The 24,244-nt window shown below is 23.8% G+C and carries 28 protein-coding genes and 1 pseudogene; 5 read left to right on the top strand and 24 right to left on the bottom strand.

The window, feature by feature from the left end; all coding sequences use genetic code 4:
• Nucleotides 1-4: 4 nt before the first annotated feature.
• The 5 genes from SPIRDC1_RS05245 to SPIRDC1_RS05265 all read right to left on the bottom strand — a co-directional run bounded on the left by SPIRDC1_RS05245 (nucleotide 5) and on the right by SPIRDC1_RS05265 (nucleotide 3,207).
• Nucleotides 5-424 (bottom strand): hypothetical protein, encoded by a 420-nt coding sequence (locus tag SPIRDC1_RS05245; protein WP_174480868.1) that lies wholly within the window; start codon nucleotides 422-424, stop codon nucleotides 5-7.
• 1 nt (nucleotide 425) lies between these two features.
• Nucleotides 426-1,289, bottom strand: a complete 864-nt coding sequence (locus SPIRDC1_RS05250; RefSeq protein ID WP_174480869.1) for a hypothetical protein — start codon at nucleotides 1,287-1,289, stop codon at nucleotides 426-428.
• A gap of 217 nt (nucleotides 1,290-1,506) precedes the next feature.
• A complete protein-coding gene (locus tag SPIRDC1_RS05255; RefSeq protein WP_174480870.1) occupies nucleotides 1,507-1,710 on the bottom strand; it encodes a hypothetical protein in 204 nt (67 codons plus the stop codon).
• Nucleotides 1,711-1,769: 59 nt separating this feature from the next.
• Nucleotides 1,770-2,045 carry a hypothetical protein gene (locus tag SPIRDC1_RS05260; RefSeq protein WP_174480871.1) on the bottom strand — a complete coding sequence of 92 codons (276 nt, stop codon included), beginning with the start codon at nucleotides 2,043-2,045 and terminating at the stop codon, nucleotides 1,770-1,772.
• Nucleotides 2,046-2,265: 220 nt separating this feature from the next.
• Nucleotides 2,266-3,207, bottom strand: a complete 942-nt coding sequence (locus tag SPIRDC1_RS05265) for a rolling circle replication-associated protein (protein WP_174480872.1) — start codon at nucleotides 3,205-3,207, stop codon at nucleotides 2,266-2,268.
• A 459-nt stretch (nucleotides 3,208-3,666) separates the two neighbouring features.
• Here SPIRDC1_RS05265 and SPIRDC1_RS05270 point away from each other — a divergent pair, with 459 nt between their 5' ends.
• The 3 genes from SPIRDC1_RS05270 to rpsD all read left to right on the top strand — a co-directional run bounded on the left by SPIRDC1_RS05270 (nucleotide 3,667) and on the right by rpsD (nucleotide 6,795).
• Nucleotides 3,667-4,710 (top strand): SGNH/GDSL hydrolase family protein, encoded by a 1,044-nt coding sequence (locus tag SPIRDC1_RS05270; protein ID WP_368668560.1) that lies wholly within the window; start codon nucleotides 3,667-3,669, stop codon nucleotides 4,708-4,710.
• A gap of 326 nt (nucleotides 4,711-5,036) precedes the next feature.
• Complete coding sequence (locus tag SPIRDC1_RS09950) at nucleotides 5,037-5,849, top strand: BspA family leucine-rich repeat surface protein (protein ID WP_199188861.1); 813 nt, start codon at nucleotides 5,037-5,039, stop codon at nucleotides 5,847-5,849.
• A 334-nt stretch (nucleotides 5,850-6,183) separates the two neighbouring features.
• A complete protein-coding gene (rpsD, locus tag SPIRDC1_RS05280) occupies nucleotides 6,184-6,795 on the top strand; it encodes a 30S ribosomal protein S4 (RefSeq protein WP_174480874.1) in 612 nt (203 codons plus the stop codon).
• A gap of 696 nt (nucleotides 6,796-7,491) precedes the next feature.
• On the opposite strand, the pseudogene SPIRDC1_RS05285 reads toward rpsD, so the two are convergent.
• The 3 genes and pseudogenes from SPIRDC1_RS05285 to SPIRDC1_RS05295 all read right to left on the bottom strand — a co-directional run.
• Nucleotides 7,492-8,664 (bottom strand): annotated as a pseudogene (locus tag SPIRDC1_RS05285) (IS256 family transposase); the annotation flags it as partial.
• A gap of 168 nt (nucleotides 8,665-8,832) precedes the next feature.
• Nucleotides 8,833-9,288: a glutathione S-transferase family protein gene (locus SPIRDC1_RS05290; RefSeq protein ID WP_174480876.1), complete on the bottom strand. Its 456-nt coding sequence runs from the start codon at nucleotides 9,286-9,288 to the stop codon at nucleotides 8,833-8,835.
• A gap of 248 nt (nucleotides 9,289-9,536) precedes the next feature.
• The gene (locus SPIRDC1_RS05295; RefSeq protein ID WP_174480877.1) at nucleotides 9,537-9,920 is read right to left on the bottom strand and encodes a hypothetical protein; all 384 of its coding nucleotides are present in this window, start codon (nucleotides 9,918-9,920) and stop codon (nucleotides 9,537-9,539) included.
• 294 nt (nucleotides 9,921-10,214) lie between these two features.
• Between SPIRDC1_RS05295 and SPIRDC1_RS05300 the strand changes: the two genes are divergently transcribed.
• Nucleotides 10,215-11,210: an IS3 family transposase gene (locus tag SPIRDC1_RS05300; protein ID WP_174480878.1), complete on the top strand. Its 996-nt coding sequence runs from the start codon at nucleotides 10,215-10,217 to the stop codon at nucleotides 11,208-11,210.
• Nucleotides 11,211-11,216: 6 nt separating this feature from the next.
• On the opposite strand, the gene SPIRDC1_RS05305 is transcribed toward SPIRDC1_RS05300, so the two are convergent.
• The 9 genes from SPIRDC1_RS05305 to hprK form a co-directional block, all read right to left on the bottom strand.
• Complete coding sequence (locus SPIRDC1_RS05305) at nucleotides 11,217-11,735, bottom strand: hypothetical protein (protein ID WP_174480879.1); 519 nt, start codon at nucleotides 11,733-11,735, stop codon at nucleotides 11,217-11,219.
• A 16-nt stretch (nucleotides 11,736-11,751) separates the two neighbouring features.
• Nucleotides 11,752-13,368 carry a tyrosine--tRNA ligase gene (tyrS, locus tag SPIRDC1_RS05310; RefSeq protein ID WP_174480880.1) on the bottom strand — a complete coding sequence of 539 codons (1,617 nt, stop codon included), beginning with the start codon at nucleotides 13,366-13,368 and terminating at the stop codon, nucleotides 11,752-11,754.
• Nucleotides 13,369-13,376: 8 nt separating this feature from the next.
• The gene (locus tag SPIRDC1_RS05315) at nucleotides 13,377-13,568 is read right to left on the bottom strand and encodes a hypothetical protein (RefSeq protein WP_174480881.1); all 192 of its coding nucleotides are present in this window, start codon (nucleotides 13,566-13,568) and stop codon (nucleotides 13,377-13,379) included.
• A complete protein-coding gene (locus SPIRDC1_RS05320; RefSeq protein ID WP_174480882.1) occupies nucleotides 13,546-13,836 on the bottom strand; it encodes a hypothetical protein in 291 nt (96 codons plus the stop codon). The genes SPIRDC1_RS05315 and SPIRDC1_RS05320 overlap by 23 nt, the downstream gene beginning before the upstream one ends.
• 235 nt (nucleotides 13,837-14,071) lie before the next feature.
• Nucleotides 14,072-14,368, bottom strand: coding sequence for a helix-turn-helix domain-containing protein (locus SPIRDC1_RS05325; RefSeq protein ID WP_174480883.1), 297 nt, complete (start codon nucleotides 14,366-14,368; stop codon nucleotides 14,072-14,074).
• A gap of 34 nt (nucleotides 14,369-14,402) precedes the next feature.
• Nucleotides 14,403-15,350 carry a DNA-binding protein WhiA gene (gene whiA, locus SPIRDC1_RS05330; protein ID WP_174480884.1) on the bottom strand — a complete coding sequence of 316 codons (948 nt, stop codon included), beginning with the start codon at nucleotides 15,348-15,350 and terminating at the stop codon, nucleotides 14,403-14,405.
• A gap of 23 nt (nucleotides 15,351-15,373) precedes the next feature.
• Nucleotides 15,374-16,339 carry a thioredoxin-disulfide reductase gene (gene trxB, locus SPIRDC1_RS05335; protein ID WP_174480885.1) on the bottom strand — a complete coding sequence of 322 codons (966 nt, stop codon included), beginning with the start codon at nucleotides 16,337-16,339 and terminating at the stop codon, nucleotides 15,374-15,376.
• Nucleotides 16,323-17,525, bottom strand: coding sequence for a prolipoprotein diacylglyceryl transferase (locus tag SPIRDC1_RS05340; RefSeq protein ID WP_174480886.1), 1,203 nt, complete (start codon nucleotides 17,523-17,525; stop codon nucleotides 16,323-16,325). The genes trxB and SPIRDC1_RS05340 overlap by 17 nt, the downstream gene beginning before the upstream one ends.
• A gap of 33 nt (nucleotides 17,526-17,558) precedes the next feature.
• Nucleotides 17,559-18,506 carry an HPr(Ser) kinase/phosphatase gene (gene hprK / locus SPIRDC1_RS05345; RefSeq protein ID WP_174480887.1) on the bottom strand — a complete coding sequence of 316 codons (948 nt, stop codon included), beginning with the start codon at nucleotides 18,504-18,506 and terminating at the stop codon, nucleotides 17,559-17,561.
• Between the two features lie 329 nt (nucleotides 18,507-18,835).
• On the opposite strand from hprK, the gene SPIRDC1_RS05350 reads away from it, so the two are divergent.
• Entirely contained in the window at nucleotides 18,836-18,985 is a 150-nt protein-coding gene (locus SPIRDC1_RS05350; RefSeq protein ID WP_174480888.1) for a hypothetical protein, read from the top strand.
• Between the two features lie 10 nt (nucleotides 18,986-18,995).
• Here the strand turns inward: SPIRDC1_RS05350 and SPIRDC1_RS10295 are convergent, their stop codons facing one another.
• From SPIRDC1_RS10295 to SPIRDC1_RS05390, 7 genes are all read right to left on the bottom strand, one after another.
• Entirely contained in the window at nucleotides 18,996-19,397 is a 402-nt protein-coding gene (locus SPIRDC1_RS10295) for a hypothetical protein (RefSeq protein WP_174480889.1), read from the bottom strand.
• Nucleotides 19,387-19,944: a hypothetical protein gene (locus SPIRDC1_RS10300; RefSeq protein ID WP_255495921.1), complete on the bottom strand. Its 558-nt coding sequence runs from the start codon at nucleotides 19,942-19,944 to the stop codon at nucleotides 19,387-19,389. Before SPIRDC1_RS10300 ends, SPIRDC1_RS10295 begins: the two co-directional genes overlap by 11 nt.
• Nucleotides 19,853-20,176 (bottom strand): hypothetical protein, encoded by a 324-nt coding sequence (locus SPIRDC1_RS05365; protein WP_174480891.1) that lies wholly within the window; start codon nucleotides 20,174-20,176, stop codon nucleotides 19,853-19,855. Before SPIRDC1_RS05365 ends, SPIRDC1_RS10300 begins: the two co-directional genes overlap by 92 nt.
• A 54-nt stretch (nucleotides 20,177-20,230) precedes the next feature.
• A complete protein-coding gene (locus SPIRDC1_RS05370) occupies nucleotides 20,231-20,545 on the bottom strand; it encodes an SGNH/GDSL hydrolase family protein (RefSeq protein ID WP_174480892.1) in 315 nt (104 codons plus the stop codon).
• An 869-nt stretch (nucleotides 20,546-21,414) separates the two neighbouring features.
• Nucleotides 21,415-22,209, bottom strand: a complete 795-nt coding sequence (locus SPIRDC1_RS05380; protein WP_174480894.1) for a hypothetical protein — start codon at nucleotides 22,207-22,209, stop codon at nucleotides 21,415-21,417.
• Nucleotides 22,178-22,462 carry a hypothetical protein gene (locus SPIRDC1_RS05385; RefSeq protein WP_174480895.1) on the bottom strand — a complete coding sequence of 95 codons (285 nt, stop codon included), beginning with the start codon at nucleotides 22,460-22,462 and terminating at the stop codon, nucleotides 22,178-22,180. Before SPIRDC1_RS05385 ends, SPIRDC1_RS05380 begins: the two co-directional genes overlap by 32 nt.
• 2 nt (nucleotides 22,463-22,464) lie before the next feature.
• Complete coding sequence (locus SPIRDC1_RS05390) at nucleotides 22,465-23,784, bottom strand: hypothetical protein (protein ID WP_174480896.1); 1,320 nt, start codon at nucleotides 23,782-23,784, stop codon at nucleotides 22,465-22,467.
• Nucleotides 23,785-24,244 lie beyond the last annotated feature (460 nt).

The following is a 24,244-nucleotide window of genomic DNA, read 5'->3' on the forward strand; positions in this document are numbered from 1 at the left end:
CTCCTTATAAAATAAATGTTCTTATAGTTTTATTTTGTTCATTATTTCTTAAATTTTCATTATTAATTTCTAATAATTTACTTTGAAATTCTAATGTTTGTTTTAATTCTTTTACTTGATTATTTAAATTTTGAAATTTTCTTTCTAATTTTTGTTTTTCATATCTTTTTCTTTCAACTTTTAAATCATTCTTTTTAATAAATTTATTTTCTTTTCTCTTAAAAACTCAATTTGTTATTTTATTTTTAATATTATTTCATGGAATACCAATATAACCCACAACAATACCAATTAAGATAGATACTGGTTTAATTGCAACAATTCCTAAAACTATAATGCTAGGAATTAATCCTAAAAATATACTAAATGTAATACATCCAGTTAATGCCATAAATTTTAAAATTCATCACATATATATTTTCACTTTAAACACCACCTAGTGTATAAGCATAAGAATAATCCCAATTTAAACTTGCTCTATCTAAATTAATCTCTAACATACTATCATCATTTAAATCAACATCAACCATACCGTCATCTGTACTTTGATAGTCATTAACACTAGCATTAATTAATCTTGCTCTTTCATCTGTAAATACTTCTTGTAATTCAGTATTATTATGTGTACTTCCCAATGGCAATAATAAAGTATTAATAATCTCACTTGCACCAGCAATAATCGTAGGAATAGCAAAATAATTATTAAAATTATTATTAATACCCATAGCAACACCACTACTAATCAAACATCCACCAGTACCCATATTTGCTATTTTACGTATAGTTTCAAATCTATTAGGTATTAACTCAGTTAAACCACTAATAACATTCACTATACCAAAACTATTTAAAGATATATAAGTATCTCAATCTACAAAAGGAACATCAATTATCGGTTTAACAGTTGTAAATGGTGGATACGTTGGTTTAGGTGGTTCAGTAGGGCAAGGTGGCCAAAAACAAGGTTCATCTCTTAATAAAGAAACTGACTTATTTACATACTGAACAAACTTAGCATAATTAATCAATCCAATTGTTCCTAAACCTAAAAATATCTTTTTATAACTATTAATAACTTTATTTCTAGTAGTAGGTCTTTGATTAATATTCCATATATCAATTCCTAACTTTTTACTAAATAACAAAGAATTAATAGAACCTAAAATTGGGTCTTTTAAATATTGACCATAATAAGCACTAACTCCAACCATAGCACTTAATGGACTTAATCCAGTTCTTAATATTTTAGATAAAGTATAATTACTAGTTTGTTCTAACTCATTAGGCATAAATAAAACTCCTTACTTTATATGCTAATAAGGAGCTTATTTATGAATTATAATCTAATCCATTGGGGCTTAATGAAAAATATATAATCCATATATAAGCCCCTTATTTAATTTTTACTTATTTCTTTTATTCTCTTTTCTTATTCGTTCCATTTCATTAGCAACTCTGTAACAAATTTCACAACCATATACTCTTTCATAAGTTCAATCACTACACTTATGTCTCATAATTAAACTTACTTTCTTGCTGTCTCATTGCCTTATTTAAAGCAATATCTAATATACAATTAGGAGAATAATATTTTCTAGTATATAAGTTTTGTAAAACTCTTTTAGGACAAATAACTTGGTCACAAAGTTTACACATATAAATCGCTAAATGAAATGCTTGTTCACATGAACAATTATCATTCTTAGCCATAATTTAAAATTAACTCCTAACATCAAATAATTATTTAAAATTACCCTTTTAATAAATAACTATTTTCAATTAGAAAGTTTTTTAATATTACCGCTTAAATCAAGTTCAAGTGAATAAAAATTACCAACTTTTAAATCAACAGCAGATAAACAATTATTAAAATCACTAGCAAATTCCGGATTATATCATTTATCACGTGTTTGACCAGTTGGCACGCTTGTTTGTTTATTTATTTCTACAAACTTCAAAACATCAAACTTCAATGTTTGACCTTTATTATTTTTATCGGGAATAATACGCCCTTTTTCAATATTAACTAATTGAACTTTAAACATAAAAAAACTTAACCTCCGAACTTTAAGCGAACTAACGCTAGATTAAGATAATGGGTATTAATTATCTTAATTATAAATATAACATAAAATTTAAAAAATACAATTAAAATAAAAAAAATAGATATTAGTAAAAAGTTCGGTAATTACTAATATCCATTAACCATTATATATATATATATATATATACAAGTAAAATTATAGAAAAAATTAAGTTTTTCTTCTAATGTAAAACTTTTTTCCTAAAATCTATTTTTTCAACTTTATCACCAAAAACTTTATCAACCCAAGTCAAAACATCTTTATCCCTATAAATTAAATAACCTATTTCACTAGTCCGTAAATAATGCTTATGCGATAAAGCATTTAAATATACATATTTTTCATAATCTTCATACTCTTTAAAATAATCATTAACAACAGTACTTTCAATAATACCACCAATCATAACAGTATTACCATTAATATCTCTTTGAGTTTTAAAATAAAATACATTTGTTGCATTAAAACTTGCTTTAATTATATCTCCAATTGTCAATTTTTTAATACCACGAACTACAATAGGATTTTTGCAATTACGACTAAAAGCATAAGCCTTTACACCTACATCAGTTTGATTTAAAGACTTAACATCATCTATCGCTTTTGTAACATATTTTCCTAAATATTTAATAACAAATTCATTAGTACCTTTTTTAACTACTCTTAAATCATTAAAACCATGAGTTCATCATTCTGCTAACATACTTTTATGTATCTTTCTATTGAAAATTATATGAAAATGTATAGCACCACGAGACTGATACTCATAAACATAAAAATATTTTAATTCTCCTAAATGTGAAAAACGTTTAGGGTCATTTCATCATTTCTTTAATTTAATAAAAAATAAACGAATATCTTTCTTTGCTTTTTTAACATCTTGCATATTATTACTATAAGTTAAAGTAACAAAACTTAACATATTACTATTATAAAAATTATGTAATGCTTTTTGAATTAAATTAGTTTTAGTACGAACTGTACTATTTCTTAATTTTTGTTTATTACCAACATAAGATTTACCTTTCTTATTTCCAATATTATTCAAAAATGAAATAGGTAATACTACATTTTTGACATAACAAGCATAAAAAATTTTTTTAATATAAAAATCTTGTTGCATATATAAAACTCCGAACTTTATTAAAAATTTCATATATTTATTTAATAAAATAATCTTAACATAAAAAATTATAAAAGCAAACACAAAACAAAAACGTTACTTAATCAAGTAATAGGGGCTTTGCCCCTCGTTGCTTCGCAACTCACCCCAGTGGCGTAAACGCCACGGCCAACCAACCAAGGTTCTGGTTGGCTTTGACCAATAATATAGGTTTACTCTATTTTAGTTTGTTTAAATTTATAAAATTTAATAAATCTAAACCTAAATAGTTAGGAATTTTTATTTTATAAAAGTTAATAAAATCTATATTAAGACTTGACATTAACCCTAAATAGGGTTATAATATTTATAACAATTAATAATTTATTTTAATTTTATCTTTTATTTAAAGAAAATTAAATTATATCCACATTTGAAATACGTCCCTTTATAGCATTAAATGGTCAACATTTTTCACAAATAGGTACTTATTACGCTGTTGGTGGAACATTTATAGAAAAAGTTTATGGTCTTGAAGGTTTATTTTTAAATAAATTTTCACTTGATGAGCAAATAAAATCATTAATAAAACAACATAGTGATTTTTATAATGATGATTTAGTTTTTATAAACATTGGAACTAATGATTTAATGTGAATAATTGATCATAACATTACTGATATTGATAATGCTATTAATAAAATTATTAATAAACTTGATGAAGATTTAACAGAATTAATTAATAAAAATATTAAAAAAATAGTTATGACAAATATCCCCGATATGGGATTAATTCCTAACTATAAAGAAACTATTAATCAACAACCAATGACAAATCTTGTAAATAAATTTAACTTAAAATTAAATGAAGAAATTACAAAACTAAATAAAGATTTTGAAAAAACAAATATTAAAGAGTATGATGTTTTTTCAAAATTTAATAACCTATTTCAACAATTCAAAAATAGAGGAAGTCAATACAAAGATTCAAATGCTACTACAATTGATATAAATACTCTTGGAAAAAAAGGAATATTACAACCTCAATATGTTTCTGGTGCAAACTCACAAAATATTGATAATTACTTTTTTTTAAATAAATTTCATCCAACAAAATGAGTTCAAGAACAAATTGCTAATGATTTATACAATTTTTTATACAAATTTAATAATAAAAATCAATTTGAAGTAGATTATCGTGCTGCTGCACATGATTGAATAAAAGTAAAAATTAGTTATGATAACTTTTTACATATTCAAAATATCTATAATACTGAAAAACAAGAAAATTTTAAACAATTATTTTTTGAAATTATCAATAAATTACCAAAAGAAAATGATACTGGCTTGGGTGGTAGCATAAGTCAAGATGATATTTATACAGCAATAAAAGTTATCATTGATCATTTTCAAGAAATAAATAATTTTTTTAAAACACTACCAGAAGATCAAGGAATAAGGATTATTACAAATAGAATTGGTTCATGAGATAAAGGTGATAGTATGGGAGTTTTTAATCAATAAATAAAAAATGGTATTAAAATAAATAATTAAAATTTTAATCAAGTTTACACATAATAATTAACATTAAACATTTTTTATTGTATATTAATTTTTTCAATTATAAACTTAAATTAAGGTTTATCAAAACTATATTGCTTATCTTTAATATCATAATTATGAACTTAAATAAAAATATTATTATAAATTAAAAGTAAATATTTTTAAATAAATCTTAAGATAATAATAAAAAGCTATATAAATTCATAAATATAAGTTTAAAATAATAAGTCTATCAATTATATTTATCTAAAAAATATTGGAAATAAATAAAAAAGGGGTTTTTATTAATGAGAACATTATTAAAAACATATAAAATACTACAAGATACAATTTATATTGACAAAGATGAAAAACAAGTAAAAACTAGTGAAATAGATTTATCAAATATAAATAGTAAAGAAATTCTTCAAATTGGATTTTATAAAAATAAAAATGAAGAAATTCAAGTTGTTAAAATGCCAAGAATAATTGAAAAAGTACCTGACAAACTACCATCAGAAATAACATCATTGCAAGAAATGTTTTCTGGTACCTCAAAATTCAACCAAGACATTTCAAACTGAGATACTTCAAAAGTGACAAATATGACATCAATGTTTTCTCTTACACAATCATTCAATAAAAATATTTCAAAATGAAATATTTCAAATGTAACAACTATGCATAATATGTTTGGTGGTGCTTCAAAATTCAATCAAGATCTTTCAAACTGAAATACTTCTAATGTAACAAATATTAGTTACATGTTTTACTATGCAAAATACTTTAATGGAAATATTTCAAACTGAAATACTTCTAAAGTAACAGATATGAGTTACATGTTTTGTAATGCTCTTGAATTTGATAAAGATCTTTCAAAATGAAATGTAGAAAAAGTAACAGACATGCGTAGTATGTTTGCTGGTGCCGAAAAATTTAATCAAGATCTTTCAGATTGAGATACTTCTAATGTAAAAGATATGAATTTTATGTTCTATGATGCAAAAAAATTTAATCAAGATATTTCGGATTGAGATGTAGAAAAAGTAATAGAATATATTGATTTTTTCTGGAATTCAGGAATAACTGATGACAAAAAAATACCAAAATTCAATAACTAACTTTTTTAAATTAAATACTAAATTTTATTATATAAATTTAAATTATTTTTAAAAAAAATAATAACTAAAATTTAATGATATTTAATTGCAAAAATGAAAAATAATATTTGACAAATAACATTACTTATCCTATAATTAACAAGCATTCACGAAAGCAGCAAATAAGTATTATTAAGTTGCAAATAGTTTACCCTCAAAGATTATTCTTTTTATTAGTAGAATTTTCTATTAATCTTAATAGTAACCAGTGCTGTTCTGGCGAATTGTAAACTATCTTAATGAGAACTTATTAAAGTCTCTTTGTGTTTGTATACATTCCAAGGAGGTTTTTATTATGTCAAGATATACTGGTCCGGTTTTTAGAAAATCAAGAAGATTAAACTTCTCAATTCTTGAATCTGGTAAAGAATTTGCAAAAGGAAAAAAGCGAACATTCGCTCCTGGACAACACGGTCAAAAAAGAATTAAACTTTCTAACTATGGATTACAATTACAAGAAAAACAAAAAATTCGTTTCACTTATGGTTTAAATGCTCGTCAAATGAAAAATTTATTTGATGAATCAAAAAAAACTCATGGTGTTACTGGTACTAACTTGTTGGTATTCTTAGAATCAAGATTAGATAATATTGTTTTTCGTTTAGGTTTATCTTTAACAAGAAAAGGTGCTCGTCAATTAGTAAATCATGGTCATGTTTTAGTTAATGGTAAAAAAGTTAATATTCCTTCATATCGTGTTAAAATAGGAGATAAAATTACTATTACTGAAAAAGCACAAAAAAATGCAAAAATTATTGAAGCATTAAGCGCTAATGCTTCAACATTACCATTTATTGAATTCAATAAAAAAACATTTATTGGTACATATGTACGTCATCCACTACGTGACGAACTAAATACTGATATTAATGAAGCATTAGTTGTTGAATCATATGGACGTGCTTAAAATTAATAATTAATTTAAAATCTGTTATCACTTGATAACAGATTTATTTTTTTAGATGGTAAATATCAATAAAAGCATTTATCATTTTTTTTTATTTTTTCAAAAATAAAATATAAATTAATTATCTATTAATCAATTTTCTTAAAAAAAGTAACAATTAATTTTCTACAACTACTATGTCAATTAAATTAAATGATATAATATTAATTATAAATGAGTAAAGGAAGAATAAAAATGATTAAAAATGAAATTTCTGAAAAAATAGTTAGTATTACTTTTGTGATAGCTGTTATGATAACAGCTATTGGCTGATTAGGAATTATAGTAAAAACAAAAAGAAATATTTAATTTTATGAATAGCTATAATTCCTTTAATTTTTAATAACATATTTTCATTTTTTACTAAAAATTATTATGATAATATTTTACTAATATCAGTATTAACGATTTCTTATTTAATTTATATAGGTTTTTTAATCATTAGTACTTATCGATTCATTAAAACAAAAGACAAAAAAGAAAGTAATAATAAACAAGTAGAAAATACTATTGATTTAATAAAAAATAAAATATTGTAAAAGTTACCCTTGAGGCTTTTTAGTAATCTGTGTTTCTTTGTTTTACAAAGTACTAGTTCAGATTAATTCTGTCTTCAAATTTTATCATAAAATGAGCAATTGCTGTATTTCAATTTTAAATAGGCAATGTTCATTTTTTTGTGATATTTTCAATTGCTAAGTAAAAAATTTTAAAAACTGCCATATCATTAGGAAAAACTTTTTTATTTCTAATAACTTTTCGTAATTGGCTATTAACAGATTCAATAGCATTTGTAGTATAAATTACCCTTTTAATTTCTGCTGGATAACTAATAAAAACCATTAAATTTTCTCAATTTTTATATCAAGATTTAGCAATTTGTGGATATTGTTTATTTCATTTACTTTCAAATGATTCTAAAGCTTGCATTGCTTGTTCTTCACTACATGCTGTATAAATTGGCTTTAAATCGATAACTAGAGACTTTCGATGTTTGTATGAAACATATTTTAAGCTATTTCTAATTTGATGAACTATGCATAATTGATGTTCAGTTTTAGGATAAACTGATTGTATTGCCTCTGACATGCCTGTTAAATTATCACTACAAGCAATAAGAATATCATTTAAGCCTCGATTTTTCATTTCTGTAAAATTATTTAATCAGAATTTAGCACCTTCATTTTCACTAATTCATAAACCTAAAACATCTTTTTTACCTTCTAAATCAACTCCTAAAGCTATATAAACTGATTTGTTAATAATACGTTTATCCTGACGTACTTTAACTACGATACAATCAAAATAAATGATTGGATAAACACTATCTAATGGACGATTTTGCCATGCTTTGACATCATCAATGACATCATCAGTAATTTGACTAATTACGCTTTCGCTAATATCTGCGCCATCATATAACTCTTGCAACTGCATTCTAATATCTGATAAAGTCATACCTTTTGCATATAGTGAAAGAACTTGTTGATCAAAACCATCAAATCTTCTCTGTCTTTTTGTGATTATTACTGGTTCAAAATTACTATTACGATCTCTTGGTACATCAATTTCAATTTTACCTTGTTGAGTTATTAATTTTTTTGATGTTGTACCATTACGAACATTGTCATTATTACTGCGTTGATTTCTTTCGTGTCCTAAATAATTTTGCATCTCAGAATTCAACATTTTTTCTACCAATCGTTTAGTTAATTCTTTATATAAGCCTCCCTCTTTAAAAACTGTTGTTAAATCCTCAGTATTTTCTAATAATAAATCTACTGCTTTTGATATTGGATCATTGTTATTAAGATTATCTTTTTTAGCCATCTGTAACTCACTCTTTCTAGATATATAAATTATATTTACTAGAATTAATTAAACATAGTTATTTTTGTAAGTCACACAGATTACTAAACATTCCCTTACCCTTTGGGGTAAACTTTTATATGTTCTCTATAAATAATGAACTTAATATGAACTTAATATAGGTTCATATTATATAACATTATGAAAACTATTTGAACCATTACCATTATTAGGAATATGTTCTTGATTTGCTGCATCAATAAAATTTTGTTGTCTTGTTAATGGACCATTTTCTAAAATTTGATTAATTCTTGTTTGTAAGTCAGGATTATTAGGTTCTTTATATTTATTAGCATTCTTTCATCTTGAATTTGGTGCTTCAATTTCTTCTTTTCTAGTAACTAATTCTTTATATATTTCTTCTAATTTTTTAAACTTTTCTAATTCATCAACATTATTAAGAGCATTTACTATTTCTTTTAATAGTTGGATATTAATTCGATGTTGAAGTGACATATAAAAAGGATTATAAGAAACAGAATATCCTGCTTTACTTTCTGCATTATAATTTTTTTCTTCAACGTCTATATAGTCATTAATATTATTAATTAATTTACCTATATTTATTCTGAAACTGTCAATCATATTTTTCTTATATTCTTTAGGTGTGTTTTCTAATGTTTTTTTTTAATAAATCATCTAACATATTCTTTATCTTCCTTTGCTTATTAAAATTAACTTAATAAAAATCCTAATATAGAAAATATCTATACTAGGAAAGAACATTTATTAAATTACTAGGTAATAATATCATATTTTTTTAAAACACAAAGAAAAATTACTACTCCAGTTATAAGTAAAAATTAAATGCCTCAACTATTTTTTTATTTTTATTAAAACGGATTATAAATATTTTTTAAATTTTGAATAATATGTTCTCTTACTATTACATCTTTAATTGAATTAGTAAAAGCAGAAATTTTAGGCTTTAAAAGATTATAACGACCCATATTTTTTGGAAGTGTAGTATCTATTCTTGGCATATCTTTTAAATTATTATCAAATACTTGTACTACTTCCGAATATAAATTAAGTATATTAGCATAAGCATTAAAAACTAATACCATATAATTAACATCTAAAAAATTATCAACTCCGTGTTGTTGCAAGAGTTCTATAATTATTTTTTTATTAGCATTAATATCACCTGTTGATTCCATTTCTTTTAGAGCATTAGCAATTTTATCGGTTTCATCTACTCTTAATATACCTATCATTTTTAACTTTTCAACAGTACTGTAACATTCCTCATAAGTTGTATTATTTTTTAATTCATTTATACTCTGTTTTAATGTTTCACTATTTTGATATAAATCAATAACAGTGTTAATGTCTGTTAAATTAACATTTAAAAAAGTAATATTATTATCAATACTACTAAATATTTTATGAGTAACAGAAGTTGTTGGTAGCTACTTGCTACTTAGCCCTTTTTACTAGACCATTAATTTAAAAAAAACTTGAATGTATTCGAAAAACAATTGTGTTATACAATTAACACTAATTTTGACATGAAAGGATTTTTAATAATGGATAAAATTAAACAAATAGCATTAGTAATTAACAAGTTAAATATCAAACAAAAAATTCAAATTATTGATGATAGCAAAAACCAATATTCAATTAGATATCTTTGCCAACATCTTCAACTAAACCGATCAACATATTATTTTGTAAAAAACAAACAAAACCCTATTAAAAAAGAAAAAAATCAAATTAGTAATTGTACACATAAATATCAAGAATTATGCCAACTTTTACTTGAATTTCATTTTACAAGAAAAGGACAAATTTATGGCTATTTACGAATTTTTTCAGCATTTAAAGAATGATTAAAACAATACAAACATATTATTTTAAATCTAGAATTATCAACAAAACAAATGCGAAAAATTATGAAAGATCACAATCTTCAAGGATTAAAACAAACTAAAAATAACTATCCTAAAAACAAAAAAAATCCAAATAAGTGAATACCTACAATGGATAAAGTAAACAAAGATTATAAAAGTACAACCTCTTCAAATCAAATTTGATCAATGGACACTAAACAAATAAATACTAAAGAAGGTTGATTATATCTTTTTGTAATTATTGATTTTTATTCAAATAATATTGTAAGCTATAATACATGTTCAAACAAATCCTATCAAGATTTAATCCTTCCTGCACTTGAAAAAATAAATCAACAATTCTCTTGAAACCAAGTAAAAAAGGTTATTTTACACTCAGATAACGCCAACGAATTTTATTGTCAAGACATCACAAATTGAGCTGCTGATAAGCAAATAATTTTAAGCAAAAAACAACCTTATGATATTGGTGGCAATGTAATATCTGAAAACTGATTTTCTCATTTATCTCAAGAATGACTACCTAAAGGTTCAAATCAATATTTTTCTCTCAATGAAGCTATAAATGATGTAAACCAATATATTATGTTTTATAATTACGAAAGAATACATTCTAAATTTCTAAAACCACCAATTTCACAAATAAAAATTTAAAACTTTCTATCCAAAAGTGGTCCAGTATTTAGGGCTAACCACCCCATAACTTAATATTTTATTACCGAAAACACTAGTACCCATCATAATTATTATGATACTACCTAAAATACTCATTCTAATAAAATTAATTAAAATTCCCGCTGTAGCATTTATTGCTTTGTGTTCAATTTTATTTTTATTAAAAAGTACAAAATATAAAATAATATAGATTATTCAAAATAAAATATTAATACCAATAATTCAAACAATAGCATATATCAAAAATCCAATATTATCAGTTAATAAATTCTTAAATGAAGCAAAACTACCGCTAAGGTCACTAAACCATGGTGATACCATATTTTTAAAAGAATTTATTAACATTGATTTAAATGTCAACATTAAACGAATACTAAGTAAATTACCAGCGCTAATAAATGTTAATGCTCTTCCCCCAATAAAAAAACCAGTAACAATACCAAAAATAATAATAGCAAAAATAATAATATCCCATAATAATGGAGAAACATTAATAAATATCATATTTAAATACCCTTCCTTATTTATGAACAACTATAAAATAATGACGCTTACCTTTTTTAATAACTGTTACTTGATTATTAATTGCATTTTTTTTACTAATAAGAAAATTTATATTGGTAATTTTTTCACCATTAACAACAATTGAACCTTGCATAATTAGTTCTCTTGCTATTCTTTTTGAATTACAAATTTGATTATTAACTAAAAAATCAATTATTTGTTCATTATGATTAAGATTAAAATGTGGTACATCTTTTAAAACCTGTAAAATCTCAGATGATTTCATTTGATGAATCCGGTCGTGGAAAAAAGCATTAGTAATATTAATAGCACTAAAATATCCATTTAATTTATGAATAAATACTGTTAATAAAGCTGCTAAAATCTTTTGTCCATAATGTTGCTTAACATCACTGTTATGAATTACTAAAATTTTTGTTATTTGTTCTTCACTAAATAAAGTTAAAGAATTAAAAAAAGTAGGCAAATCTTTATCTTCTTGATTAAATAAAAATTGATATAACTCATAAGGTGAAGTTTTTTCACTATTTAAAAATATAGCACCTTTTTCGCTTTTACCAAATTTTTCACCATTAGATTTAGTTAATAAATTAATAGTAATACCGGCAGCATGATGTTCATCACCTTTTTGTTTTCTAATTAAATCTAAACCGGAAGTAATATTTCCTCATTGATCACTACCACCAGATTGAATATAACATTGCTCTTTTTCATATAAATGATAAAAATCATACGCTTGTAATACCATATAAGAAAATTCAGTATAAGAAATTCCAGAATTTAAACGATTAGCAATCATTTCTTTGCCTAACATTTGATTAACATTAAAATGCTTACCAATATCACGCAAAAAAGTTGTAATTGTTAGTGCACCTAATCATGTTTGATTATTAATAATTTTAATTGGCTTAATTTTATTGTTTAATGTTCCCAATGATAATTTTAAAAATGTAATTCAAGTTTCTACATAACTATCACAATAATTTAACAATTGTTTAAAGGAAAGATTATTTAAATCACTTTTCATAGTAATTCACTTTTGATCAAAATTACAAATTTCATATAAAGTTTCTAGTAATGATGCTGATAATCCTAATTCTTCTCAAGGTAAGGGCAATGTTTTTAAAATACTACTTAAAGTTTGTTGATATTGATTATTTGGATTAATACTTTTAATAATCATCTCTAATGCTTCATATTCTTTATCATTTAATAAATTACATGTTTTAATTAATTCTAATGATGTTAAATTATCAATATTTTCATAACTTAATAATGTCACTAACTGCTCTTTTATTTTTCTAACATTAGTTTGTAACACATTTTCATCTAATAAATTACGTTCTTTATTTTTACCACTTGGATCACCAATCATTGCCGTTGTACCACCAATAACAGCAATTGGTTGAAAACCAAATATAGCAAAACGATGCAATAAAATAATTTGTAGTAAATTACCTAAATGTAATGAATCATTACTTGGATCAAAACCACAATATATTCCTTTTCCTAATTTTCCTGCATTAATTACTTTATCTATGCTACTAATATCTTTTAAGATATTACGTCATTTTAATTCGTCAATAATATTGGATTTTATTATATTATTCATAGCATCTCCTATTTATTTTCATCTAAAATATCATCAACTAACAAATCAATAGTTGTAATAACTGTATCGTTATTGTTACTTGCATTATTGTAATTAATAGATGTAGTTTCTTTAAATATTTTATCGCGAAATTCTAGATAGCGCGATGGTAAACTATCATATATTTGTTGTTGTTCTCTATTTTTTTTTAATTTGTGCAATTCTAGTATTATCAAGATTACTAGAATTATTATACGCTACTTCTTTTTCACGAAAAATATTTTCTTTAGTTTTTTTATCAACATATTGTTCAATAGTGCTAGAACTACTATCGGCTTTTTTAATATTAATTGGAATCGTAGTTATTTTTTGATGATTAAGACCAAATATAGGTGAAATAATACTACTTAATTGATAAGGTTCTTTTTTAGCATTATCAACATTAGTAGTAACATTTTCAATTTCAACTTCTGTATTTTCTATTGTCATAATAACTCCTTAATGATAATCAATAATTAAATTATAACATTTTAATGATTAATTATTCCTAATATAAGGTGAATAATTTTCATAATCTTCATTAAGATAAAAAATTACTAGTGAATATCAATTAATTTTATAAAAAGTACTAATACTTTTCTCAAATTTATTTTTAATAAAAAATAAAATAATAAAAAAGTAGTACTTTATAAATAAGTACTACTAAAAGTGTATTAAATTGATTTTATTCAACAGTAAATGTGTCATATAAATTTGAAGTATCAATATTATCAAACCCTACAGCAAAAAACTCACTAATAGATGAATCCAACCCATTAATTATTTTTAAGATTGCAACTAAAGATACGTTTCTTGTTCCTCTTTCAGCATCAGAAATATAATTACGATGTAGGCCGCTTGCTTCTCCAAGTTTCTCTTGTGAAAATTTTCTACCTTTTTGATTACGTAAAGTTTTCATTCGTTTTCCAAAAGCATTCAATAAATCTTGACGACCTTTGCTTAAAATTTCTTTCTTTTTCATTGTATGGCCTCCTCTTATACTTTTTATTATTAACTTACAATGTTTCTTGATACTTTTTCTTAATTTCACGAATTAAATGATTAACCCCAGACTTAGTAATGACAAAACCAGTTTCTTGATAGTAAAGTTCACCCAATTCTGAAAGTGATGCTTCAGGATTTTTTAATCTTAAATTTGAAATAATTTGAGCTTTTAATGACAACGCTTTGAAAAGTTTTTTATCCTTTAAAACAGAAATCATTATAACTTGCTGGTCTCCAGCATTTAAAATTTTTTGTTGATTAGAAATATCAATATTATTAAAACGATTAATATTATTAAATAATTCTCGTGAAATGCGTTTATCTTCAAAAGCGAAAACTGCTTGTGGACAATCAATTATTTTTAAAAAGTTAGAAATTACATTAGATTTTTTTAGATAAAGCACCGTTTTATTACGACGTTTTATTGTTTTAAAGTTTAATTTAAAAATTTGTAATAAAATATTTTTAATTTTTTTAGCCAACATATCATTATGAAATTGTAATTCCAAATGGTAGTTAGGTGTTGAAGGAGAATTGATACTGCCAACTACAAGGAAGATTCCTGCGATATACGCTCTTATACAATGCTCTTTTATTATATGCTGGTGCATAGCTTCTTTCTCAATAAAAAGATATTTATCTTGAAGCATTAAATCATTAATAATAAAATCAATTTTATTATTAATACGAATATTATACACCTTTGGACGCTCAAATTTATTTAAAACATCCACCATAACTATCAATTTTACGTCTTTATATTGATTTTTTAAAAATTTATATATTAACCTAGTGGTTTTGTTATGAAAACTATGAATAATAATCTCATTATTTATTTTATCTGAATTTGTAATCTTACCATTAATAAGCGAATATGCTGATAGCAAAGATTTCTGACAACAATTTTTAAAACTTTTTTGACAGATTTCATCTTTTACACTTGTTGTAAATGATATCATTACTATCACCTCAATTGTACACTTTATTCATTAAAATTATCAATAAAATTTATTAAATATTGTGCTGCAATCGCTCCATCGTTAACAGCAGTTACTATTTGTCTTAAATTTTTAGCAATTACATCACCAGCTGCATATAATCCTGGAATTTTAGTTTGACACTTATCATTAACTATAATATAACCATTGCTATCACAAATATCTAAATCTTTAACAAATTTTGTAACAGGATCAGAACCAATATAAGGAAATAAGGCATCAGTAGTAATTTCACTAATTTCCTTAGTTTTAATATTTTGAATTTCTAATTTACCTACTTTTTTCTTATCCTCAGTACCTAATACTTTTAATACAACATGATCAGTTATTAAATTAATATTTTCATTATTTTTAACTTTATTAACGGTTTTATCATCAGCACGAAATTGATCACGACGATGAATAAGATTAACTTTATTAGTAAATCTTGTTAAATATAAAGATTCTTCACAAGCAGCATAACCACCGCCAACTACACTAATAATTTTATTCTTAAATAAAGCACCATCACAAACAGCACAATAAGAAACACCACGATTAGCATATTCTTCTTCACCAGGAACACCAATTTTACGTTCTAATGAACCAGTAGCTATAATTACTCCTCTAGCAATAAGAACATCACCACTACTTAAAAGAACTGTTTTAATTTTATGATTTTCACTATCTGTAATTTTAATAACCTCATCAGTAACAAATTCAACTTGTAGTTTCTCAACTTGCTTTTGCATTTTTTCTGATAATTCAGGCCCTAAAATATAATCATAACCTGGATAATTTTCAATTTCAGAAGTTTTAATCATTTTTCCACCAACAATATATTTTTCAATAATCACAGTTTTAAGATTTGCTCTTTGTGCATAAATAGCAGCTGTCATTCCTGCTGGACCACCACCAATAACTACTAAATCATAATCATATTTATTTTCTTTATTAGTATGATTTTTCATATAATCATTCTCCTTTACGAAATCTTGATGGTGCAATAATTTGTGCAAATATTACTAAAATAACACCTAAAATAATTCACATTCCAGAAACTATCATTGAAGTTGAAACATTGGCTATTTTCATAATGTCTCTATTATCACGAAGTGGTTCTAAAATCATTCTAATAATACCATAAAAGACAAAGTATAAACTACCTGATACTCCTGCATACGTTACTCGATAATTATTAGGATTATACATAGTATTTAAAGATTTAGAATGTGGTTGCATATTATATTTAATCTTTAAATATCATTTTTTTATCTTTGATTTAACTTTTGAATGTTTTTTAACATCTTTTCAAGTTATTTTTTCAACACTTTTAACACTATTCTTATTGGGTGTAAAATCAAAATATGTTTGTTTTCAACTTTCATATTTAAATTTACGATATCCATGAATTTTTTTAATAACCGTTCAAGGTTTTAAAAAATCTTTTCCAACAATTGGATTAGTCTTTAAAGGCGAAATAAATTGCGAAGAATCTAATTTTCATGGTTTTTTACTAAATATTTGTCCTGTTTTTGGTACAAAAAACGTTAAAAAGAATCAACCAAATAATGAAAATAATGACTCATATAAAAATAAAGGTTGACGATAAACAGCAACAGGATCTCGATTATCGCTATTAAAACCATAATGTAAATGATTATTTATTCATGTTGGTAATCAACTGAAAGGATGACAAACATCAGCTCCTAGTAATTCTTGATTAAAAAAATTACCTCATCTACCAATCGCTTGACCTAATAAAATATTTGGAACAATACAATCAATAAAAACTCACATTGAAATTTGTAACTGTTTTGAAGTACGATAAAAAATAAAAAACCCTACTATCATTCCAACTGTAACGCCTCCTTCAATTGCCATACCGCCTCTTCAAACGGCAACTACATCAAGTGCATTTTCAATTGTGCTAGTATTATTAAGAACATATCATGCTCTTGCTCCTATTAATCCTGCTAATGCAATAACTAATGTTCCTCATTCTAAAGTTTTAGTTGGAATATTACGACGATATAATTTTATTCATGAAGCAATGACAGCAGTTAAAAAACCTATTGCCATTAATACTGAATAAATATGAATTCCCGTTCCCGGAATATCGGTAATTAAACTATTGTATCCATCATCATTAATCATATTTTTTTCCTTTTTGATAATTTAATTATTAAATTATTTCTTTTTTGTTAAATTTCTAATTATTTGTTTTTGAAAACTAGCAGTAGCGTCTTGACCTTCATCTTTTAACTTTAAACTAATAACTGCCGCTTCAATTAAATCAGCTAAATTTCTTCCTGGACTAACAAGAATAATTATTTTAGGCACTTTAATTTCAAAAAAAACATCAAAGTTATTATGATCACCAAGTCGATCAACTTTAGTTCAACCATCATTTTCAATTCTAATTAAATTAATAATTAAATTTACTTGACTCTCATGCATTATAACATGATATCCATACATTTTGGTAATATCTAGGATGCCTATTCCTCTAATTTCAATTAAATTTTTAATAATCGGATTAACTTTTCCTACAATTTTATTGTTGACTTTTAAAATATCAATACTATCATCGCCAACAAATAAGTGCCCATTACGTAATAAATCTAATGTTGTTTCTGATTTACCAATACCACTTTCACCTGTAATTAGGACACCATAACCAAAAATATTTACTAAAGTACCATGTAAACGTTTAGATTCAGATAAACGTTCAACAATATACGTAGAAACTGTTGCTGCAAATTCAGAAGTAAAAAATAATACTTCAATAATTGGAACTATTGAATTAATCGCTTTAGCACAGTCACATAATTCTTTTTTAAATTTAAAATTAGGTGTTACAAAAATAGCAGGAATATGATCTTCTAAAATATTACTAAAATGGTTCTTAAATTCTGTTTTTGGTAAAGAGGAAATATATTCGCTTTCTTTACTGCTTAATAAAATTATACGACGACTACGTGAGATTTGTTTAGTTTTAAATCCTGTTAACTCTAAACCACCACGATTAGTACCAATATTAGTAATAATTCTTTTTTCAATTGGAATTTTGGGATTAATATATAAAATTGTTAAATTAAATTTTGTTATTATTTCGCCAACACTAAGGTTTTCCATACTTAATTTCCTGCCTTTTATAATTAAAATTTTTGATTAATTTTAAACATAATATAATTATATATAATATATCAACAGAAAGTTTATTATTAACAAAAATATACATAAGTTTCTAAAAACATTAAAAAAACTATTGAATAATATAATAAAAAATTATTAAACATTTCATTATCAAATAAAATTATTATGATATAATTTTTTAAAAATTGTTAAAAATTAAAATATTAGAAATTGGTGTTAACTTTTTATGAATAGCAACTATATTCCTTTTGAATTAGTATTAAAAAATATTATCTCATCATCTATCAATCAAAATTTAAATCATACTTATGAAACTATTGATAAAAATAAAAAATGAAAAAAATACTGGTGATTTAGTTTCTGAAAAATGAGATTATCATTTTATTAATTATTTAGGACAACTAAGTTCAATTGGAAGTGGTACGCCTCCACAATTACCACCAAGAAATAAAATATAAATAAATATTACTAGTTAATATTATCTAAAATTTGAATAATAGTTTTAACTATCTTTGCAGCATTTTTTTCATTCTTAAGAACATGTAAATAATCTTTTAAATATTTAAAATTTTCTATATCATTTTCTATTTTTATAAATATTTCTTTAGCAGCATAACCAGTTGAAGCTATAGGAATTATTATTTTATTTTTATTTCTAGCAATTTCAAATTCATTTAATACACCTTTTGATAAAACAATATTATTATTTTCATCCATTTTATTACCAAAAATAAATAGTACAATGTCTGCTTTATCTATTAACTGATTACGATATTCTGGTCAACTTTTTTTAAATTGTTGAGGAAATGGTCATACATCAAGAATTTTATCCAAAACAATACTATTTTCTTTAGCATACTTACTTAACAACACCACTTACTATTTCATCACCAACGCTGATTCCAAATGCATTTATTATTTTCTTATTTTCTTTACATAAGAAATTTGATAAATCAAATACAAATTTTTTACTTTTCTTTATAGTACCAAATTCTTCATAATTATTAGCTATACCCGAAATAAAAATATTTCTCTTCAAATTATTATTAGTTGCAGAATTAAATATTTCTGCTTTTGAATAGCAATAATTGTTTAATAATAATGTTTTAAAATTAATGTTTTTAAAACAATTGTGACTTATAGAATTGAATAACTTACCATAAATTGTCAGAGAAAAAGAATCGTTTGAAAGCCGTAATTCTGTTTCAGGAATAAATTTACTATATAAACTATTTTCTCCTATTGTTCCATCACCAACACCATAATATTTATCATTAATATCCAAATTAAGTGCAGTTAAATCAATTGCATAATAATATCATACTTTAGTGTTTATTTTTGAAGCATAATGAGTACCTAAAAAGTAAATAGGTGTATCTTTTGTTAAAAAAAATGCCAGTTTCTTCAAGCATTTCATTAGTTACTGTTTGATAGTGCTTATTATTTTCTAATCCACCCGTAATTGAACTATATTTACCCAGTTTATTTTTATTAAATAAAGGATTACTCTCACATGTTTGCATAAAATAACGACTACCATCATTTTTAATTATAAATGGTAATATTGCAACACCTTTGTTATTACATCAAGGTTCTTCAACACCATGCATAAAGCCTACTTTAATTAATTTAACTCATTCTTTTTTCATATTTATTTTTTCCTTTATAACAAAATTATAACTCTTATAAATAAATATTTCTAATTAATTCTTATTATCATTTATTAATTTAATTAATTCTTGAGCCATAATATTATGTGCTCATTTATTAGGGTGAATGCTATCAAAAAAGAAATAATTATTAATATTTTCTTCATTAACACCTTCATTGAAATGAGGAACAATAATACCATTATCAATTATTTCACTAAAATCAGTAGTAACTGCTGCATCAATAATATTGTTATTAATATTCAAACTTTTAAACTTATTAATAGCATTTGTTATCGCTGCAAACATATCATATTTAATAATATTTTTTTTATTTTTATTTAATTCTTCAATAACACTATCTAACATTTGGGAGCGTGTCGAAGATGTCGATAACAACTCATTTCCCTTAAATAGCTCCTTTCTTTTTTAAACCCTTGAATTAAAAATAAATGACAAAAGACGAGAATAAAATTCTTGTCTTTTTTTGTAATTGTAAAATTTTAAAATTTTTAATAACCCTCTTTAATACTATTATCAACACGTGTTAGGGAACTAAAAAAGTGAACTACAACACAGTTGTTAAAAATAGTAGCTAGCATGTGGACTTGCATGGATAAATAAAAAGTGGAGTGATACCTAATAAAATATACTAACCAGAAATGGTAATTCTTGGGGTGGGAGCGAATTGGAANTCATTAATATTCATATTTCTTGTGGAAATGTTGGATAAGTATATGGACCATATCATATTTGTCTTTTATCATTATCACTTTGAAATAATGTTGTTAAAGTTCCAATTTTTAAATTTTTATTATCAACTGTAAATCTTCCTTTTTTAAATCATGAACTTGATAATACTTCTCATGCATTATCTGGTATTTCTTCTTCATTTTCTTTAAATAAATTATTTACCTTATTTACATAATTTTTAACAGTTCTAATTTCTGTTGGCACAATAGAATTTTTAAAACTATTTATTGGATTTTTAAATTTATTAATTTCATTTTGTAATATAGATAATTCAGTTGGTTTTAATATACTTGTTAATTTTTTAAGTATATTTGGATTAAAAACACTATATGGTTGATGTATTTCTTTTTCACTAATATTTTCACTATCAAATACTGCTTTTAATGATTGATTTTTATAATAAGTTTTTAAAGCATTAATTAATGCTAATTTAATATCATTACTTGCTAAAGCATAATAAATTCATTCAATAATTAAAGGTAACATTATAAACTCATGTGATTATAATCTCAATTTAGTGAAGCATTATCATGATTTAATGGAACTTCGCTCATATTATCACTACCATAATATTGACTATTTGTTTCACTATTAATTGTGAATCTATTATCATTAATTAATCTTGTAGTTTCATTATTAAATGGGGTTTCTTGCATTTCTTGATTATGATGTGTAATTTCCATAGGTAGTAAATTATGGATAATTTCACTTGCACCAGCAATTATAGTAGGTATTGCATAAGCATTATTAAAATCATTATTAATACCCATTGCTACACCACTTGATATTAAACATCCACCAGTTGCCATATTTGCTATTTTACGTATAGTTTCAAATCTATTAGGAATTAATTCTGTAATTCCATTAATAAGATTTGAAATACCATAAGCATTTAATGAAATATAAGTATCTCAATCCATTAAATTATTATTATTTTTCATTAAAAATAAATCATCTGGAAATGGATTTGGATTTGGATTAATTGAATTAGTAGTAAATTTAGCATAATTGACTAAACCAATTGTTCCTAAACCTAATAATATTTTTTTAGAACTATTAATTAATTTAGTTTTAGTATTTGGTCTTTGATTTAAATTTCAAATATCTAAACCTAATTTTTTACCAAATAATAAACTATTAATTGAACCTAATACTGGATTTGCAATTACTTGACCATAATAAGCACTTGTACCTATCATTGCACTTAAAGGACTAATTGAAGAACGAATTATCTTTAATAAAGTATAATTATTTAATTGTATATCTTCAGAAATTGGCATTTTTATTAACTCCTTCTACATTAGTTTGTTTTTCTATTTTAATAATTACTTTACCTTCACAATGTATATTATCTCCTACACATATTGCATAACTATCATGTACATCACTTACTATAAAATAATCATTTCTTAATTTAGGATATTCATCTAATAAAATTGCTCTTATATCATTACTACTTGTTAAATCTTGTGGTTTAGCAGAATAAATAATAATATGTGATTTTTCATTAAAATATTTATATATAAATTCCATAATTATTTTTTAGTAAATTCTAAATTTACTACTCCATAATATTCAGTATTATTACCAGTCATAGTAGCACTTGTGGATTTAACATCACTAAATGTTGCTTTACCTTTTTCATAACCAACATTACCAGCATTTAATATTGCATTTTCTAATTCATCATTAGTAGGAGTTGTTCCTGCCATAGTAATTTTTCCTAAATTTCTATAATAAATAACATCTTCTAAATTTAATTTATTAATATCATCATATAAAGTTGATTGATAAGTTGCATTTTCATTTTTAGGATTAGTTAAAAAATCTTTTGCTCTTGCTTCTTTAATTTCTTCAACTGTAGGCATAGTTGGTCTAATTAAATACATTAAATTTGGTCTAATAGCACTTGGTAATGCAAATAAACATTTACCAATAATTTTAATATTATCTGTATCATTATCTAATTTTTGTCTTATTTTAGTAAATGAAATAGGCATACCTCACATATATCTATTAACTACAAAACCATGTGTATTTTTTAAACTATAATCTTTTTCTAAATGCATGGCTTTTTCAGTATCATGAATAAATTCTTGTTCTAAATAAAAACTTTCTCAAAATTCCATACCAGCAATTAAACTTGTATATCTTCTACCATATGCTAATGTATCTGCTGAAATTTGACTATAATTTAAAACAGTAAATGCTTTTGATAAACCTAAATTACTATCAATTCCAGTTGCTCCCATTAAATCTTCTCTATTAGTTCCTACAGTAATATAATTTACTAATTTAATTAATTTATTATTTCTTGCTCAAATTTTATAATAAGCTTCTTTTGCTTGTTCTGCATTCATATTAATTAAATCTAATGGTAATACTAATGATTTAGCAATAGCATAATCTTGAATACCATTTAAAAATATTAATTCTAAGTTTTCACCTAAATTTCTCATAAATGAAGCTGTTCAATTTGAAACAATTTGTACTGCAATATCTTTTGGTGATTTCATAAATCTTTCAATATCAAATTCTGGAATTTCAAAATCAATTGTTAAATATTTATTAATTTCTAATTTAGTTGTATAAACATCACCTTTTTGTCTTTTAGTTCCATTCTTTCAATCTCATGTTGAACCTCATAATACACGAACAGTTGCTCTATAAATTGCTATAGCAACACCAGCCATTTCACCAATTTGAGAAGCACTACAAGTTCCACGCATAAACATTGTTGATTTTTCACTTGTTAATTCACCACGTACTTGTGCTTCAAGTACACTTAAAATAGCATTTTCTGTTGGATTATTACCTTTAATAAAAAATGCTTCAGGTATTTTTATAGCTCCCATAATAAAACTTCTTTCTATTTACTAATAGATTGAAAAGCTTCATTTCTAGTAATTTCAACTAATTCTTCTAATTCTTTTTGATTAGTCATTCCTTCTGTTTTTGCTTTATTTTTTAAATCTTGAGCAATTTTAAAATGATCTAATGAATTATTATGTAATTTTAAAATTAAATCAGTAGGATTAATTAAATTATCTTGTTGTTTATTTTCTTGTTTAATAGGTTCTGATTTATCAATTAAAAAATCTTTATAATCTTCATTTATTTTATTAAATGCTTCTTGTTTAGATAAAGATTTATAATTATCAGTACTCATTAAATTTTTAATTAAATTTACTTTTTTAGTATCTTTAATATTTGAAAATAATTGTTGCTCTTCAAAACTATTAATTTTATTTTCATATTCTTTTAATNCGGCAATCATAAACAAATTTTCTATCAATTCCAAGTGCATTATTTAAT

The organism is Spiroplasma endosymbiont of Danaus chrysippus, assembly GCF_902809815.1.
Classification (GTDB): Bacteria; Bacillota_I; Bacilli_A; order Mycoplasmatales; family VBWQ01; genus Spiroplasma_E.